Here is a 16,417-nt window from a genome sequence, read left to right as displayed (position 1 = left end):
GGCATGGCCTTCACCGTGGAGCGCATCCGGGCCGAGGTCGCGGACCTGCTCGGAGAGGACCCGGCGGACATCCCGCTGGACGAGAACCTGGCGGACTGGGGCCTGGACTCGGTGCGGCTGATGGCGCTCGCCGAGCGCTGGCGGGCCGAGGGCGCGGAGGTGGCCTACCTCCAGCTGGCCGAGCGTCCGGCCGTCGGGGCCTGGGCCGAGCTGCTCGGCGCGGCCTGATGGACACCGCGCTCGTGGCCGGGACGGCCGCCGCGCCCGTCGCCGGGCCTGCCACCGCCGGGCCTGCCACCGCAGGGCTGAAGCGGCCGCCGACCACCGCGGTCGGCCCGATCGAGGCGCAGGCCGCCCGGACGCCCGGTGCCGCCGCGCTGGTGCTGGCCGACGGCTCGGTGGTCCGCTACGGCGAGCTGAACGCGGCCGCCAACCGGATGGCCCGGCACCTGACCGGCCTCGGCGCCCGCCCCGGCACGGTCGTCGGCCTGGCGCTCACCCGCCCGGCCGAGCTGCTGCCCGCGCTGCTGGCGGTGGCCAAGTCCGGTGCCGCGTACCTGCCGTTGGACCGGGACGACGCCCCCGGCCGGCTCTCCTGGGTGCTCGCGGACGCGGCCCCGGTCTGTGTGCTGGGGGAGGGCGTGCCCGGTGCCGTCCGGCCGCAGGAGGGCGAGCTGGCCGGGCTGCTGGCCACCGACCCGCCACGGGCGCTGACCCCGCAGCACCCCGTCTGCCTGGGCTACGGCCCCGGCGGCCGGCCGGCCGGCGTCCCGGTCGCGCACGCGGAGGTGGACCGCCGGGTGCGGGACCTCCAGGCCGCCTACGGGCTGGGCGTCGGCGACCGGGTCCTGCAACTCGGGCTGCCGCTCTGGGAGTTCTTCTGGCCGCTGCGTACGGGGGCGGCCGTGGTGCTCGCCGACCCGGAGAGTCCGGCCGAGATCGGCGAGCTGGTACGGGAGTTGGGTGTCACCGCGCTGCGGGCGGCTCCGGCGGTGCTCGGTGAGCTGCGGCCGGCACCGGCGCCCGTTCACCTGGCCGTCGCGGCCACCGGCTGAGCGGCCGCCCGCCAAGCCGCCGAGCCGCCCGCCGAGCGGCTGCCCGGGCAGCCGCCTGCCCGGCCGCTACCCGCCGAGCCGGGCCGCCGCGAAGTCGGCCGCCGTCCAGGCCATCGCGACCGCGCCGTCCAGGACGGCGCGGTCGGCCTCGGGGGAGACGGCGGCCTCGGCGAAGGCCGGCTCGTGCGGGGCGCAGGCGCCGCCGGTGATGTCCAGCACCGGGTGGATCGCGGGTACGGCGTGCGAGACGTTGCCCATGTCGGTGCAGGCGAACGGTCCGCTCTCGACCGGCTCCGGGCGGCCCAGCGCGGCCGCGTTCGCCCGCCAGAGGGCGAGCAGCCCCGGGTCGCCGCGGAAGTCCAGGTAGTCGGGCTCGGGCCGGGTGAGCGAGACCTCGCAACCGGTGGCGAGCGCGCCGGCCCGGAAGCAGGCCTCGACCCGCTCGCGCAGCGCCGTCAGGTCCTCGGCCGCCGAGGCGCGGATCTCGTACTCGGCGGTGGCGGTGTCCGGGATCAGGTTGGGGGCCGTCCCGGCGGCGGTGGTGATGCCGTGCACCCGCCACTGCGGCGGGAGTTGCTGGCGCAGCAGGCCGAGCGCGACCTGCGCGACGGTGAGCGCGTCGGCGGCGTTGCGCCCCTCGTGCGGGTTGAGGCTGGGGTGGGCGGCGCGGCCGGTGTACCGCACGGAGAGGGTGCCGAGCGCGAAGGAGCGGAAGTCGGCGACCTCGACCGGGCAGGGGTGGACCATCATCGCGGCGTCCACGCCCGCGAAGGCGCCCGCGTCCAGGAGCAGGGCCTTGCCCGCGCCGCGTTCCTCGGCGGGGGCGCCGATCACCCGGACGGTCAGTCCGAGCCGGTGGGCGTCCGGTCCGAGGGCGAGGGCGGCGCCGAGCCCGGCGGCGGCGATCAGGTTGTGGCCGCAGGCGTGCCCGAGGCCGGGCAGGGCGTCGTACTCGCAGACCACGGCGACGGTGACCGGCCCGGAGCCGGTGCTCGCGGTGAACGCGGTCTCCAGGCCGTGCGCGGGCGCGGTGACGGTGTAGCCGTGGGTGCGCAGCAGGTCGGCGCACCAGGCCGCCGCGCGGTGTTCCTCGAAGGCCGTCTCCGGGTGGGCGTGGATGCGCCGGCTGAGCGTCAGCAGCTCGTCCCGGTGGGCCTCGACGCGTGCGCGCAGGGCCGTTCTGACGTCGGTCGGGGTGGACAAGGGTGCCTCCGGAGGCGTCAGGGCCCGTGCTTCACCGGGCTGTTGACCAGACAGTATGTAGATAGCTTAGGCTAACCTAAGTAGGCGTTTCGTTCGCCGGACCCGAGGAGCTCTCAGAACCATGCGTCGCCACCAGGCCGCGTCCGACCCCGTCGCCGCCCCCGCCGCCGACGTACCGCTGCTCGCCACCCAGGCGGCCATCTGGTACGCGCAGGCGCTCGACCCCGACAGCCCGGTCTACAACACCGGCGACGCCGTCGAGATCACCGGCCCGCTCGACGCCGACCTCTTCGAAGACGCCCTGCGGCGGACCCTGGACGAGGCCGACGCCCTGACCGCCCTCGTCGTCACCGACCGGGACGGCACCCCGGCCCTGCGCCCGCGCCCCGGCCACACCTGGCCGCTGCACCGCCTCGACCTGCGCGCCGCCGCCGACCCGGCCGCCGAGGCCGAGGCCTGGATGCGCGCCGACCTCGCCAGGCCCGTGGACCTCACCGAGGGGCCGCTGTTCACCCAGGTCCTCATCCGCCTCGCCGACGACCGCCACTGGTGGTACCAGCGCGTCCACCACCTCGTCGTGGACGCCTACGCGCTCACCCTCCTCGGCGGCCGGGTCGCCGAGCTGTACACCGCGTACGCCACCGGCACCCCGCCCGGCGACCGCGCCTTCGGCACCCCCGCCGACACCGCCGCGGAGGAGGCCGCCTACCGGTCGGGCCGGGAGTACGCCGCCGACCGGGAGTTCTGGCGCGAGCGACTGGCCGGCGCCGAGGCCCCGGCCACCCTGCCCGGCACACCGGACGGCACCTCCGCCCAAGCCGCCGAAGCCGCCGCCCAAGCAGCCACCGCCGGCGCCGAGCCGCTGCGCCGCACCGCCGAACTGCCCGCCGGCACCCTCGCCCGGCTGGAGCGCGCCGCCACCGCCGCCCGCGCCACCTGGGCCGAACTGGTCATCGCCGCCACCGCCGGCTACCTGCACCGCCTCGCCGGCACCGAGGACGTCGTCCTCGGCCTGCCGCTCGCCAACCGCCGCGGCCCCGCCGCCCTGCGCACCCCCACCGCCACCGCCAACATCCTGCCGCTGCGCCTCGCCGTCCGCCCCCGGGACACCGCCGCCGAACTGCTGCGCCGCGTCGTGCTGGAACTCCGCGCCGTCCGCCGCCACCAGCGCTACCCGCTGGAGGACCTGCGCCGCGACCTCGCCCGCACCGGCGACCGGCGCGCCCTGTTCGGCCCGATGGTCAACATCAAGGCCTTCGAACGCGACCTCGACCTGGCCGGCCTGCCCGGTACCGTCCGCAACCTCGCCGCCGGGCCCGTCGACGGCCTCGCGCTCGCCGCCTCGCCCGGCCCCGACGGCGCGCTGCGCCTCGGCCTGGACGCCCACCCCGGCCGGTACGACGCCGACTCCCTCGACGCCCACCAGGACGGCCTGCTCCGCTACCTCGACGGCCTCGCCGACCTGCTGCTCACCGACCCGCAGACGCCGATCGCCCGGATCGACCTGCTGGACGCCGACACGCTGCGCCGCGCCACCGCCGGCCGCGAGGAGCCCCCGGCCGAGCTGACCCTGCCCGCGCTCTTCGCCGCGCAGGCCGCCCGCACCCCGGCCGGGACCGCCCTGCGCAGCGGCGAAACCGCCCTCACCTTCGCCGAGCTGGACGCCGCCGCCAACCGACTCGCGCACCGGCTGGCCGCCCTCGGCGTCCGCGCCGGGACGCCCGTCGCGCTCGCCCTGCCCCGCAGCGCCGACACCCTGGTCGCCATGCTCGCCGTGCTCAAGGCCGGCGGCGCCTGCCTCTCCCTCGACCTCGCCCACCCCCGGCAGCGGATCGCCGACATCCTCGACGACACCCGCCCGGTCTGCGCCGTCGGCACCGCGGCGGCGCTCGCCGCACTGCCCGGCGACGGCACGCTGCCCGCCGTCGTCCTGGACGACCCGGCGGAGCGCACGGCGCTCGCCGCACTGCCCGCCGGGCCGCTGCCCGCACCGGACCCGGACCACACCGCCTACCTGCTGCACACCTCCGGCTCCACCGGCCGCCCCAAGGGCGTCGTCGTCACCCACGCCTCGCTCGCCAACCTGCACGCCGGCCACGGCGAGGACCACATCGCCCCCGCCGTCCGGCGCACCGGTCGCGAGCGGCTGCGCGTCGCCCACAGCGCCTCGTTCGCCTTCGACGCCTCCTGGGACCCGGTGCTCTGGATGGTCCACGGCCACGAGCTGCACCTGCTCGACGACGAGACCTACCGCGACCCGACCGCCCTCGCCGGATACGTCGACCGGGAACGGATCGACTATCTCGACGTCACCCCCTCCTACCTCGAAGTCCTGCTCGCCGAGGGCCTGCTGGACGACGACCGGCACCGCCCCGCGCTCGTCGCGGTCGGCGGCGAGGCCACCCCGGACGCCCTCTGGCAGCGGCTCACCGCCGTGCCGGGCCTGCGCCCGCTCAACCTCTACGGCCCCACCGAGACCACCGTCGACGCCTACTCCTGGACCCCGGGCCCCGACGGCACCCCGGTCGGCCGGGTGGTCCGCGGCTCGCGCGCCTACGTCCTCGACGGCTCGCTGCGGCCCGCGCCCGACGGCGCCACCGGCGAACTGTACGTGGCCGGCGCCTGCCTGGCCCGCGGCTACCTCGGCCGCCCCGACCTCACCGCCGAGCGCTTCCTCGCCGACCCGTTCGGGCCGCCCGGCGGCCGGATGTACCGCACCGGCGACCTCGCCCGCCGCCGCCCCGACGGCACCCTGGAGTTCCTCGGCCGCGCCGACGACCAGGTGAAGATCCGCGGCTTCCGGATCGAACCCGGCGAGATCGCCGCCGTGCTGGCCGCCGAACCGGGCGTCGCCCAGGCCGTGGTGATCGCCCGCCCGGGCCCGCACGGCAAGCGGCTGCTCGGCTACGCCGTCCCCGCCGCCGGTGCCGCCCTCGACGCCGGCCACCTGCGCTCCGCGCTCGCCGAGCGGCTGCCCGGCCACATGGTGCCCGCCGCCGTCCTCGTCCTCGACGAACTGCCGCGCACCGCCAACGACAAGCTCGACCACCGCGCCCTGCCCGAGCCGGCCGCCGACGGCCCGGCGCCCGGGGCCGCCCCCGCGACCCCGCAGGAGGAGGTCATCTGCGGCCTGTTCGCGGCCGTGCTCGACCTGCCCGAAGTGCCCGGCCGGGACGCCGGGTTCTTCGACCTCGGCGGTCACTCGCTGCTCGCCGGCCGCCTCGCCGCCCGTCTGCGCGACACCCTCGGCGCCGCCGTCGGCTTCGCCGACGTCTTCCGCCACCCCACCCCGGCCGCGCTCGCCGCCCTGCTGCGTGAGCGCTCGGCACCCGAGCCGCGCCCGGCCCTGACCGCCGTGGAGCGGGCGGAGCGCACCCCGCTCTCGCCGGCCCAGCGCGGACTCTGGTTCCTGCACCGGCTCGAAGGCCCCAGCCCCACCTACAACATCCCGCTCGTCCTCACCCTCACCGGCCCGCTCGACCGCGACGCCCTCGCGCTCGCCGTCACCGACCTCGCGGCCCGGCACGAGATCCTGCGCACGGTGTACGTCGAGCCCGGGAGCGGCGAGCGTCGGCCCGGCGACCCCGGGGCCGACGAGCCGTACCAGCGGGTGCTGCCGCCCGCGACCGTCCCCCTGCACACCGGGCCGACGCTCGCCGAGGCCGTCCGGTACGCCTTCGACCTGGCCGCCGAACCGCCGCTGCGGGTCAGCCTGTTCGAGGACGGCGACGGCCGGCACACGCTGCTCCTGCTGCTCCACCACATCGCCGGGGACGGCGCCTCCACCACCCCGCTGGCCCGCGACCTGGCCGCCGCCTACACCGCCCGCCTGGCCGGCCGCGCACCCGAACTGCCGCCACTGGCCGTCCAGTTCGCCGACCACGTGGCCTGGCAGCGGCAGCTGCTCGGCAGCGCCGAAGCGCCCAGTCCGCTCGCCGTCCGCCAGCTCGACCACTGGCGCAAGACCCTGGCCGGCCTGCCCGACCAGCTCGAACTGCCCACCGACCGCCCCCGGCCGCCCGTCGCCGCCCACCACGGCGCCACCGTGCCGTTCGCCCTCGGCGCCGACGCCCACGCCGCCCTGGCCGCGCTCGCCCGCACCACCGGCACCAGCGTCTTCATGGCCGTCCAGGCCGGCCTCGCCGCCCTGCTCACCCGGCACGGCGCCGGCACCGACATCCCCATCGGCACCCCCGTCGCCGGCCGGGACAGCGACGAAACCGCCTCCCTCGTCGGCTACTTCGTCAACTCGGTGGTCCTGCGCACCGACACGTCCGGCGACCCCACCTTCCGCGAGCTGCTCGACCGCGCCCGCACCGCCGTCCTCGGCGCCCACGACCACGCCGACCTGCCCTTCGACCGGCTGGTCGAGGAGCTCAACCCGCCGCGCTCACTGGCCCGGCACCCGTTGTTCCAGACCATGCTGGCCTGGCAGAGCGTCCCCGACGAGGAGTTCGCCCTCGGCGGCGGCCTCACCGCCCGGATCGCCGCCGTGCCGTCCGGCACCGCCAAGTTCGACCTCACCCTCAACGCGGGCGAACTGCGCGACGGCGGCATCGCCGGCTTCCTGGAGTACCGCACCGACCTCTTCGACCCGGCCACCGCCGAGGCCCTGTCGGCCAGGCTCGCCCGGCTGCTCACCGCCGCCGCCACCGCGCCCGACACCACGATCGGCCTGCTGCCGCTGACCAGTGAGGAGGAGCGGCTGCGCGCCCTGGTCGAGTGGAACGGCCGGCCGGTCACCTCCGTCCCCGGCGCCACCCTGCCCGAGCTGTTCGAGGCGGCGGCGCTCGCCCACCCGGACGCCACCGCCGTCAGCTGCGGCGACGACTCCCTCGACTACCGCGAACTCGGCGCCCGCGCCGACCGGTTGGCCCGGCTGCTGGCCGCCCGGGGGATCGGCCCCGGCACCATCGTCGCGCTCGCGCTGCCGCGTTCGTCGGAGCTCGTCACCGCCCTGCTGGCCGTCACCAAGTCCGGCGCCGCCTACCTGCCGCTCGACCCCGACTACCCGGCCGACCGGCTCGCCTACATGCTGGCCGACGCCGAACCCGCCGCGCTGCTCACCGACGCCGCCACGGCCGCCCGGCTGCCCGCCCACCAGGTGCCCCAACTCCTCGTCGACGGACCGGAGCCGGCGGCCCACCCGGCCACCCCGCTGGCCCAGCACGAGCGCACCCGGCCGCTGCGCCCGGACGACGTCGCCTACGTCATCTACACCTCGGGCTCCACCGGCCGGCCCAAGGGCGTGCCCGTCACCCACCACAACGTCGTCCGGCTGTTCAGCGCCACCGACCACTGGTTCGGCTTCGGCGCCGAGGACGTCTGGACGCTCTTCCACTCCTACGCCTTCGACTTCTCGGTCTGGGAGCTGTGGGGAGCCCTGCTGTACGGCGGCCGGCTGGTCGTCGTCCCGCACCTGGTCAGCCGCGACCCGGCCGCCTTCCTCGACCTGCTCGCCCGCGAGCGCGTCACCGTCCTCAACCAGACCCCGTCCGCCTTCTACCAGCTCAGCGCCGCCGACCGGGACCGCCCGGGCAGTGAACTCGCCCTGCGCTACGTGGTGTTCGGCGGCGAGGCACTGGAACTCGGCCGACTGGACGACTGGTACGAGCGGCACACCGACAACGCCCCGACGCTGGTCAACATGTACGGCATCACCGAGACCACCGTGCACGTCTCGTACATCGCCCTGGACCGGGCGAGCGCCGCCGCCGGCACCAGCAGCACCATCGGCGTCAACATCCCCGACCTACGGGTCTACGTCCTGGACCAGCACCTCCAGCCCGTCCCGCCCGGCGTCACCGGCGAGATGTACGTGGCCGGCGCCGGCCTCGCCCGCGGCTACCTCGGCCGCCCCGCGCTCAGCGCCGAACGGTTCGTCGCCGACCCGCACGCCGAACTCTTCGGCGAGCGCGGCACCCGGATGTACCGCTCCGGCGACCTCGCCCGCCGCCGCGCCGACGGCGTCCTGGAGTACTTCGGCCGGGCCGACCAGCAGGTCAAGATCCGCGGCTTCCGGATCGAACTCGGCGAGATCGAGGCCGTGCTGGCCGCCCACCCGGACGTCGCCGACGCCGCCGTGATCGTCCGCGAGGACGTGCCCGGCGACAAGCGCCTGGTCGGCTACGCCGTCCCGGCCCGCCCCGTCACCGCCGAGGACCTGCGCGCCCACACCTCCGGCGACCTGCCCGCGCACATGGTGCCGTCCGCCGTCGTCCTGCTGGACCGGCTGCCGCTCACCGCCAACGGCAAGCTCGACCGGCGCGCCCTGCCCGCCCCCGAGGCCCCGGCCGCGGGTGCCGGCCGCCCACCGCGCACCCCGCGCGAGCAGCAGCTCCGCGAACTCTTCGCCGAAGTCCTGGGCGTCCCGGCGGTCGGCGTGGAGGACGACTTCTTCGCCCTCGGCGGCCACTCGCTGCTGGTCGTCCGCCTCGCCGCCCGGATCCGGGCCGTCCTCGGCCTGGAGGTCGGCATCGGCACCCTGTTCCAGGCCCCCACCGTGGCCGCCCTGGAGTCCGCCCTCTCCTCCGACGCCCACGGCGCCGACGCGCTGGACGTACTGCTGCCGCTGCGCCCGGCCGGGCCCGGCAAGCAGGCCCCGCTGTTCGCCGTCCACCCGGCCGGCGGCCTCAGCTGGTGCTACACCGGTCTGATCCGCCACCTGCCCGCCGACGTGCCGATCTACGGCCTCCAGGCCCAGGGCGTCGGCGCCGCCACCGCCGGGCTGCCGCTGCCGCGGACCCTGGAGGAGCTGGCCGCGCACTACGTCGACCGGCTCCGCGAAGTCCGGCCCGACGGCCCCTACCGGCTGCTCGGCTGGTCCACCGGAGGCATCATCGCGCACGCCATGGCCACCCGGCTCCAGGAACTCGGCTGCGCCGTCGAGCTGCTGGCCATCCTGGACGCCTACCCCGCCGAGGGCTTCCGCGACCTGCCCGTGCCCGACCAGGCCGAAGCCCTGGAGGCGTTGCTCACCATGGGCGGCCACGGCCCCGAGGACCTCGACGGGCAGCCGCTCGAACTCGCCACCGTGACCGCGCTGCTGCGCCGCGAGGGCAGCCCGCTGGCCGGGCTCGACGAGGCCACGCTGGAAGCGCTCAACCACATCTACCTCAACACCAACCACCTGGTGCGCGGCTACGACCACCGGGTCTTCGACGGCGACGTGCTGTTCTTCCGCGCCACCGTCGACACCATCGACGAGACGCTCACCCCCGAGACCTGGACCCCGTACGTCTCCGGCCGGATCGACAACACCGATGTCGCCTGCTCGCACAAGGACATGACCCTGCCCGCCCCCATCGCGCACATCGCGCGCGTGGTCGCCGAACACCTGGAGAACCAGCCCCATGAGTGACGCCCCCGCCAACCCCTTCGACGGTGACGGCGAGTTCCTCGCCCTCGTCAACGACCAGGGCCAGCACTCGCTCTGGCCGGCCTTCGCCGCCGTCCCGGCCGGCTGGACCGTCGCCCACGGGCCGTGCGAGCGCGCCCGCGCCCTGGACTGGATCACCGAGAACTGGACCGATCTGTGCCCGGTCCGGTAACCGAGACCCCGGCGCGCCCCCTCCTCGCGGGGCGCGTCGCCGTGGTCGTCGTCTACACGGCCGCGATGTGCATGAACGGCCTGGACTCGACGATCGTCAACCCGGCCCTGTTCACCATCGCCGAGGACTTCGGCCGCCCCGTCTCCGCGGCCAACGCCGTCGAGGTCGCCTTCCTGGTTGGCCTCGCGGTCGGGCTCCCGGTGGCGGGCTGGCTGGGCGACAGGTTCGGGGTCAAGCGGGTCTTCCTGGGCTCGCTGGCGGCGTTCACGGCGGCCTCGGCCGTCTGCGCCGCCGCCCCCGATCTGGGCTCGCTCTCCGCCGCCCGGGCGGTGCAGGGCGTGGCCGGCGGGCTGCTCACCCCGGTCGGCATGACGCTGCTCTTCCGGGCCTTCGAGCCGCACGAACGGGCCGGGCTCGGCAAGGTGCTGATCGTGCCGACCGCCCTGATGCCCGCCCTCGGTCCGCCGCTCGGCGGCTTCCTCACCGAACACCTCTCCTGGCACTGGCTGTTCCTGGTGAACGTGCCGATCGGGGCGGCGGCCGTGCTGATCGGCGCCATCGGCCTCGCCTCGGAGGGCGAGCCCCCGGCCGGCCGCTTCGACACCCTCGGCTTCCTGCTCGCCACCCCCGGCCTCGGCCTGCTCACCTACGCGCTCGGCTTCGGCCCGGCGCACGGCTGGGCCTCGCCGGCGGTGGCGGTCAGCGGGGTGCTCGGACTGCTCCTCCTCGGCCTCGCCGTCCGGCACCAACTACGGGCCGACAAGCCGCTGGTGGACCTTCGGCTGCTCGCCGACCGGGTGTTCGGCGCCGCCTCCTGGCTCGCCCTGCTGACGGCGGCCGGGCTGATGGGCGCGCTGTTCGTCTTCCCGCTGCTCTACCAGGCCGCCCTCGGGGCCTCGGCGCTGGACGCCGGGCTGAGCGTCTTCCCGGAGGCGATCGGCCTGATGGCGGCCTCGCAGGTGGTGGACCGGCTGCTGCCCCGGGTCGGACCGCGCCGTCTCGCCGTGCCCGCACTGCTGCTCGCGGCCCTCGTCCTGGCGGCGCTGGCCGTCCCGGGCGTCGGCGGGAACGCCTGGGCGGTGCGGGCGCTGATGCTCGGCATCGGGCTGGTTCTCGGCACCGGGGTGCTCACCGTCCAGATCGCCGGCTTCGCCGAGGTGCCGCCGCCCGCCATGGGCCAGGCGATGGGCCTGTTCACCATCGTCCGCACCCTCGGCGGCGCCCTCGGCATCGCCGTCACCGCGGCCCTGATCGGTGCCCTCGCCGACGACGGCACCCACGGCACCGAGCCCGGCCCCTACCGGGCGGCGCTGCTGGCCACCGCCGGGGCCGTGGCCCTCGGCGCCCTGGTCGCGGCCCGCCTCCCGAAGGAGGCCCCCGGCCCGCCGCCGCTGGACTGAGCGGCACCACGCGGCGGCAGGCCCGGACCCGCCGAACCGTATGGCGCGGGCCCGCCCCCGGATTCGGGGCGGGCCCGCGTCTGTCGCCGTTCACGGTCCGCCGGCCGGTCCCGACCGGCGGTCCCGCGAACCGCCGTCACGGCCCCGGCCTCACCTCAGCCGCGCCGCGTTCAGCAGGGTCTGGGTGACGGAGTTGCCGTTGCTGTCCGTGGCCTTCGCCCGCAGGGAGACGAAGCCGGAGTTGTGCGGCGGCGCGGACAGTTCGGCGGTGCCGTCGCGGTCCGGGTTCAGCCTGGTCCAGGTGGCGCCGCCGTCGTAGGAGGCCTCCAGGGAGGTGCTGGTGATCCTCCCGGCCCGGGTGGCGTTGTCCATCGGCGAGGCGGTGACGCCGATGCGCGCGTTGCGGTGGATCGCGCCGTCGGAGTCCGCGCCCAGGTTGTAGTCGAGCTGGACGAGCGGGAGGTAGTCGTAGCCGTCCGGAGCGGTCGCGGAGGTGAACGTCCACTCGGTGGTGGTGCCGGTGCCGTAGGCGAAGACCCCGCTCTGGCCGGTCGTGGCGACCAGGCGGTACGGCTCGGGCTTCGCCGAGGCGGGGACGGTCAGGTAGAGCGCCTGGCCGTCCTGCCGGGCCAGCAGGGTGCCGCCCCGGTAGAGCGCCAGGTTCTCCTTGAGGTCGTCGCTCAGCGCGAAGCCGGAGCGGCCCGCTTCACCGTCGCCCCAGCCGGGGATGTTGACGACCATCCAGTCGCCGGTGCGGCTGGGCAGCCAGGTGCCGGTGTTCAGCCGCGGGTGCAGTGGCGCGGAGAACCACCGGTGGTCGGTGGTCGTGCCGGCCGCGTAGGTGCGCGGCACCGCCCGCTCCTCCACGATCGAGCCGAGGGTGGACTGCTCGTACCAGGTGAAGCCCTGCTGGGTGCCCACGTAGTCGACGCGGGCCCGCGGCATGGGCTGGTACTCGGCGAAGCCGAAGCCGCGGCTGTTGAAGTCCTGGAGGTCGTAACGGAATTCGCCGCCGAGGACGCGAGAGGGCGAGGTGAAGTTCTGCCGGACGGTGGCGAGGCCGGACTCCTTCGGCTGGTACAGCAGGTCGGCCGGGACGGCGCCGTCGTGGCGGTCGACCAGGTCGTAGACGTAGTCGCGGTGGTCACGGGCGGTGACGTCCAGGCGGTCGTCGCCCTTGGCGATCGCGGCTTCCAGCTTCTTGCCCTCGACCTTGGTCAGCGAGGCCACCTGGATGGGCGCGTCGGTGTAGTCGGCGTTGCCGTACCAGGTGCTGAGGCGGCCCTCGGTGTCGTTGACGACCAGCAGCAGCCTGGCACCGGCCGCGACCGCGGCCGCGGACTGCGCGGTGGGCGGGACGGTGGAGTTGGCGTCCACCACGACGGCCCTGCCCCTGGCGTCGATGCGGGCGTAGTCGGCGGCGGCGCCCTGGCCGGCGTGGACGGCGCGCAGGCGGCTGCGGCCGGGGGCGAATGCCGTGGAGCCTACCTGCTGGACGAGGTCGGTGAACTCCGTGCCCGCCCCGTTCACCTCCAGCGTGCTCTGGCCGAGCCGCCAGCGGGTGAGGAAGTGGAAGGCGCCGGTGGTGACGGGAGTGGTCTGCTGGGCCCAGATGCTGGTGTACTTCAGCGGGATCAGCAGGACTTCGTCCAGGCCGCCGGTCTCCCTCAGGCCCCGGTACCACTCCATCCGGTACTGGGAGGCGGTCGCCTCCCTGGGCGTGCGGACCTGCACCTGGTGCGCCCGGCGGGCGTCGAGCGCGACCGTCCGGTCGGCGGTGAGCTCGACCTGCGGGTCGGACAGCACCGCGAGGCCGAGACCGTCCGGCTTCTCGGCACCCGGGAGGTCGGCGGTCGTCAGGACCGCGTAGGTGCCGGGCGCCAGCCGCAGGGTGGTGGTGCCGTCCAGCTGGGCGAGGAGGACGTCACCGGTGTGCAGGTCGTAGACCTCGGCGAGACCCTGGAGCGGGCCGCCGTCGCGGCCGGTCGCGTTGACGGTCAGGTTGTAGCGCTCGCTCTCGACGTTGATGCCGACGAGGGTGTGCGCCACGACGCCGCCGGTGGCCGGGTCGGTGGCCAGCAGCTGCCCGTCGAGGTTGCCGGTGGCGGGTGCCTTCGCCGGGTCGCCGGTCAGGGCGACGTCGGCGGTGCCGCCCGCGGGTACGGTCACCGAGTCGGCGGAGAGCTTGAACACGCCCGCGGGGGCCGGGGTGTCCAGCGCCAGCCTGAGGGTGACGTCCGCACTGCCGGTGTTGCGGTAGGTCACGGTCCTGGTGCGGGGCCGGTCGGCGCCGTGCGGCCAGGAGTAGAAGCCGGACCACGCGGTGGCGGTGGCGTGGACGCTGCCGAGCACCGCGGCCCTGGCGTCCAGCCGGCCGGCGCCGCCGTCGCCGACGGTGATGCCGGGCGTCAGGTGCGTGGTGCTGACCAGGTCGTCCTTGATCTGCCGGCCGGTCCAGTCCGGGTGCGCGGCGGCGAGCAGCGCGGCCGCGCCGGCGACGTGTGGCGTCGCCATCGAGGTGCCGCTCATGGTGGTGTAGTAGCCGCTTCCGTCGGTGTGCTGCGAGCGGGCGGCCACGATGTCCACACCGGGAGCGGTGAGTTCGGGCTTGGGGTTGCCGTCGAGGGCGCGCGGGCCGGTGCTGGAGAAGTCGGCGAGGTTGTCGCCGGAGTCGACCGCGCCGACGGTCAGCGCCGAGGTCGCGGAGCCGGGGGAGGAGACGCCCCCCGCACCGGAGTTGCCCGCGGCGATCACGAACAGCGCGCCGGTCCGGGCGCTCAGGGCGTCCACGGCCTGGCTCAGCGGGTCGCTGCCGTCGCCGACGACGGAGGGGTCGCCGAGGCTCATGCTGACGATCCTGGCGTGCTCGGTCTCGGCCGCCCAGGTCATGCCCGCGATGATCCAGGAGTCCAGGCCGGTGGCGCCCGGGCCGCCGAGGACCTTGCCGACGACGAGCCGCGCGTCCGGCGCGACGCCCTTCTCCTTGCCGCCGGAGGCCGCGCCGGTACCGGCGACGGTGGAGGCGACGTGGGTGCCGTGCCCGTGGACGTCCTCGACGGACTCGCCGGGGACGAAACTCTGACTGCCCGCCACCCGGTCGGCGAGGTCGGGGTGCCCGGTGTCGATGCCGGTGTCCAGGACGGCCACCTTGATGCCCGCGCCGGTGTTGCCCCCGGACCACACCTCGGGTGCGCCGATCTGCGCGGTGCTGTCGGCCAGATTCGCCGTGGCCCTGCCGTCCAGCCAGATGTGGCTGACACCGCCGGCGAAGGCCGGCGCGGCGCCCCGGGCCGTGACGGCGGTCAGCTGCCGCCAGGCGGCGGCGGAGTCGTCCCGCCTGACGGTCGAGGCCGTGGCGTTGATCGCGGGGAGATCCCGCGAGGTGGTCAGCTTCGCGGCGGCCGGGCCGTCCGCGGCGCCGCGGGCACTCCTGTCGTACTGGACGATCAGCGGGAGTGCGGACGCCTGCGCGTCGTCGTAGCCGTCCGCCACCAGCGCGGTGACGTCGAACAGCCGCTTGTCGAGGATTCCGGCGGCGACATAGGGGAGGACGCTGTCCGGGTAGACGTAGGTGTCGTCGCCGACGGTCAGGGTGTGCACCACACCGGTGCTGTCCCGGGCCGGTGTCACCGAGGTGATGACCTGCCCGGTCGCCAGGGTGGTCAGGGTGACCCTGTCACCCGTGAGCAGGGTGATGGTGCGTGAACTCGTGCCGGGGGCGACGGCGGGGCCGTTCGCGGGTGCGGGGGCCGCGACCGCGCTGAAGGGGCCGGCGGGCGTCGCGGCGAGAGCGGCGAGAGCGGCGCCGACGGCTATCAGGCGCCGGAGCCGTGGAGTGGGGGATCGCACAGGTCTCCTCTGGGGAACTTCCGGGGGTGGCAGGGCTGGTGAGATTCTGGTGCGCTCCGTGCCCGGACATCCCTCTCGGCGGTGGCGGTTGCCCGTCAACGGCGTGCCCCCGACAGCCCGGATCCCCCTGGGCGGTACGGATGCTCACTTCGGGCCGCCCGTACGGTACTTCGCCACGCAATCTTCATGAGTGCCCATTGACTGCCGTAGGGCTTCTCTTTACGGTGATCATGGCCACGTCATTCGGAGGCCGATCCGACCCGGCCCGTACCGGCCGGCGAGCCGATGGGGTACGAGCCGATCGTCACGAAGGGGCGAAGTCGGTTGCTGGAGGCGCTGGAAGAACAAGGGCGGCTGCTCGACGGTTTCGGCCTGGGAGCCGAGGCGGAGCACGTCTACCTGGCACTGGTCACCCGCCCCGCCGCCCAGCTCGCGGAACTGGCCGCCGCGACCGGCCGTCCGCAGCACCAGGTGCGGGTGGGGCTGGCGGCCCTGGCGGAGCAGGGGCTCGTCCAGCCGGTGGGCGGCCGCTACCGCGCGCGCGAGCCGGAGCTGGCCTTCCGCAATCTCCTGGCCAGGCGCCAGCGGGAACTGGAGGAGGCCCGGACCAGCGTCCAGCGGCTGGCCGACGTCTACCGCCGGTCCGCGCCGGCCCGCGACACCACGGAGATCGTCCAGGTGGTCGCCGGACACCAGGCCCTGGCGGCCGCCGTCCAGGACGTCCAGGAGAGTGCCCGCAAGGAGGTGCGCGCCCTGGTCAAGCCGCCGGTCTTCGCGCTGTCCGCGGCGGACAACCTGCCCACCCAGCTCGCCCGGATGGCCGAGGGGCTGAGCTACCGGGTGGTGTACGAGCAGTCGGCCCTGTCCCAGGCACCGGACGAGAACCTGATCGAGTCGTCCCTGTGCAGTGGCGAGTTGATGCGGACGGCGCCGGCCGTGCCGGTCAAGCTCTTGCTGTCCGACGCCGGCCGGGCCCTGATCCCCCTGGACCCGGGCGGCGGGGAGGAGCGCTTCGGCCTCCTGATCCGACACCCCAGCCTGATCGCCGTGGTGGAGGCGCTGTTCGAGAGCGTCTGGGAGTCCGCGACACCGGTGCTCCCCCGGCCGGACGGAACCCCGGAGAGCGTGGGCGCCGGGACGGTGTCGGCCAGACCTTCGCCGAGTGATCTGCGGCTGCTGTCGCTGCTGGTGGCCGGTCTCCCCGACCGCGCGGTGGCCACCCACCTCGGGGTCAGCAAGCGGACGGTGGAGCGGCGGGTGCGACGGCTCCTGGACCGGGCGGGGGTGAGCACCCGGATCCAGCTGGGCCTCCACGCGGCCCGCGAGGGGTGGATCTGAGACGGAGTCCGGGCCGGCGGAG

General features: G+C 75.6%; 8 protein-coding genes. 6 read left to right on the top strand and 2 right to left on the bottom strand.

The features are described from left to right. Nucleotides 1–3: 3 nt before the first annotated feature. Both ACIO5D_RS09275 and ACIO5D_RS09270 read left to right on the top strand, forming a co-directional pair. Nucleotides 4–228: a phosphopantetheine-binding protein gene (locus ACIO5D_RS09275; protein WP_363604473.1), complete on the top strand. Its 225-nt coding sequence runs from the start codon at nt 4–6 to the stop codon at nt 226–228. Further along, a complete protein-coding gene (locus tag ACIO5D_RS09270; RefSeq protein ID WP_363604475.1) occupies nt 228–1,055 on the top strand; it encodes an AMP-binding protein in 828 nt (275 codons plus the stop codon). Before ACIO5D_RS09275 ends, ACIO5D_RS09270 begins: the two co-directional genes overlap by 1 nt. 66 nt (nt 1,056–1,121) lie before the next feature. Here the strand turns inward: ACIO5D_RS09270 and ACIO5D_RS09265 are convergent, their stop codons facing one another. Next, nucleotides 1,122–2,258 (bottom strand): M20 family metallopeptidase, encoded by a 1,137-nt coding sequence (locus ACIO5D_RS09265; protein WP_400794496.1) that lies wholly within the window; start codon nt 2,256–2,258, stop codon nt 1,122–1,124. A 121-nt stretch (nt 2,259–2,379) separates the two neighbouring features. Here ACIO5D_RS09265 and ACIO5D_RS09260 point away from each other — a divergent pair, with 121 nt between their 5' ends. The 3 genes from ACIO5D_RS09260 to ACIO5D_RS09250 are packed head-to-tail and all read left to right on the top strand — an operon-like array spanning nt 2,380 to nt 11,208. Continuing rightward, complete coding sequence (locus ACIO5D_RS09260; protein ID WP_400794494.1) at nt 2,380–9,618, top strand: amino acid adenylation domain-containing protein; 7,239 nt, start codon at nt 2,380–2,382, stop codon at nt 9,616–9,618. Beyond that, a complete protein-coding gene (locus ACIO5D_RS09255) occupies nt 9,611–9,808 on the top strand; it encodes an MbtH family protein (RefSeq protein WP_363604479.1) in 198 nt (65 codons plus the stop codon). Before ACIO5D_RS09260 ends, ACIO5D_RS09255 begins: the two co-directional genes overlap by 8 nt. Further along, nucleotides 9,793–11,208: a DHA2 family efflux MFS transporter permease subunit gene (locus ACIO5D_RS09250; RefSeq protein ID WP_400794492.1), complete on the top strand. Its 1,416-nt coding sequence runs from the start codon at nt 9,793–9,795 to the stop codon at nt 11,206–11,208. Before ACIO5D_RS09255 ends, ACIO5D_RS09250 begins: the two co-directional genes overlap by 16 nt. Nucleotides 11,209–11,358: 150 nt before the next feature. On the opposite strand, the gene ACIO5D_RS09245 is transcribed toward ACIO5D_RS09250, so the two are convergent. Further along, entirely contained in the window at nt 11,359–15,057 is a 3,699-nt protein-coding gene (locus tag ACIO5D_RS09245; RefSeq protein ID WP_400794490.1) for a S8 family serine peptidase, read from the bottom strand. A gap of 324 nt (nt 15,058–15,381) precedes the next feature. Between ACIO5D_RS09245 and ACIO5D_RS09240 the strand changes: the two genes are divergently transcribed. Continuing rightward, nucleotides 15,382–16,395 carry a helix-turn-helix domain-containing protein gene (locus ACIO5D_RS09240; protein WP_363604484.1) on the top strand — a complete coding sequence of 338 codons (1,014 nt, stop codon included), beginning with the start codon at nt 15,382–15,384 and terminating at the stop codon, nt 16,393–16,395. Nucleotides 16,396–16,417 lie beyond the last annotated feature (22 nt).

It is taken from the genome of Kitasatospora sp. NPDC087315 (assembly GCF_044744345.1).
Taxonomy (GTDB): domain Bacteria; phylum Actinomycetota; class Actinomycetes; order Streptomycetales; family Streptomycetaceae; genus Kitasatospora.
The sequence above is the reverse complement of the archived record's forward strand: the minus strand, read 5'-3'. Positions and strand labels throughout refer to the sequence as shown.

Coding starts and splice junctions, on each gene's coding strand:
- ACIO5D_RS09275 (WP_363604473.1), top strand. CDS start 4: ATGGCCTTCACCGTGGAGCGCATCCGGGCCGAGGTCGCGGACCTGCTC.
- ACIO5D_RS09270 (WP_363604475.1), top strand. CDS start 228: ATGGACACCGCGCTCGTGGCCGGGACGGCCGCCGCGCCCGTCGCCGGG.
- ACIO5D_RS09260 (WP_400794494.1), top strand. CDS start 2,380: ATGCGTCGCCACCAGGCCGCGTCCGACCCCGTCGCCGCCCCCGCCGCC.
- ACIO5D_RS09255 (WP_363604479.1), top strand. CDS start 9,611: ATGAGTGACGCCCCCGCCAACCCCTTCGACGGTGACGGCGAGTTCCTC.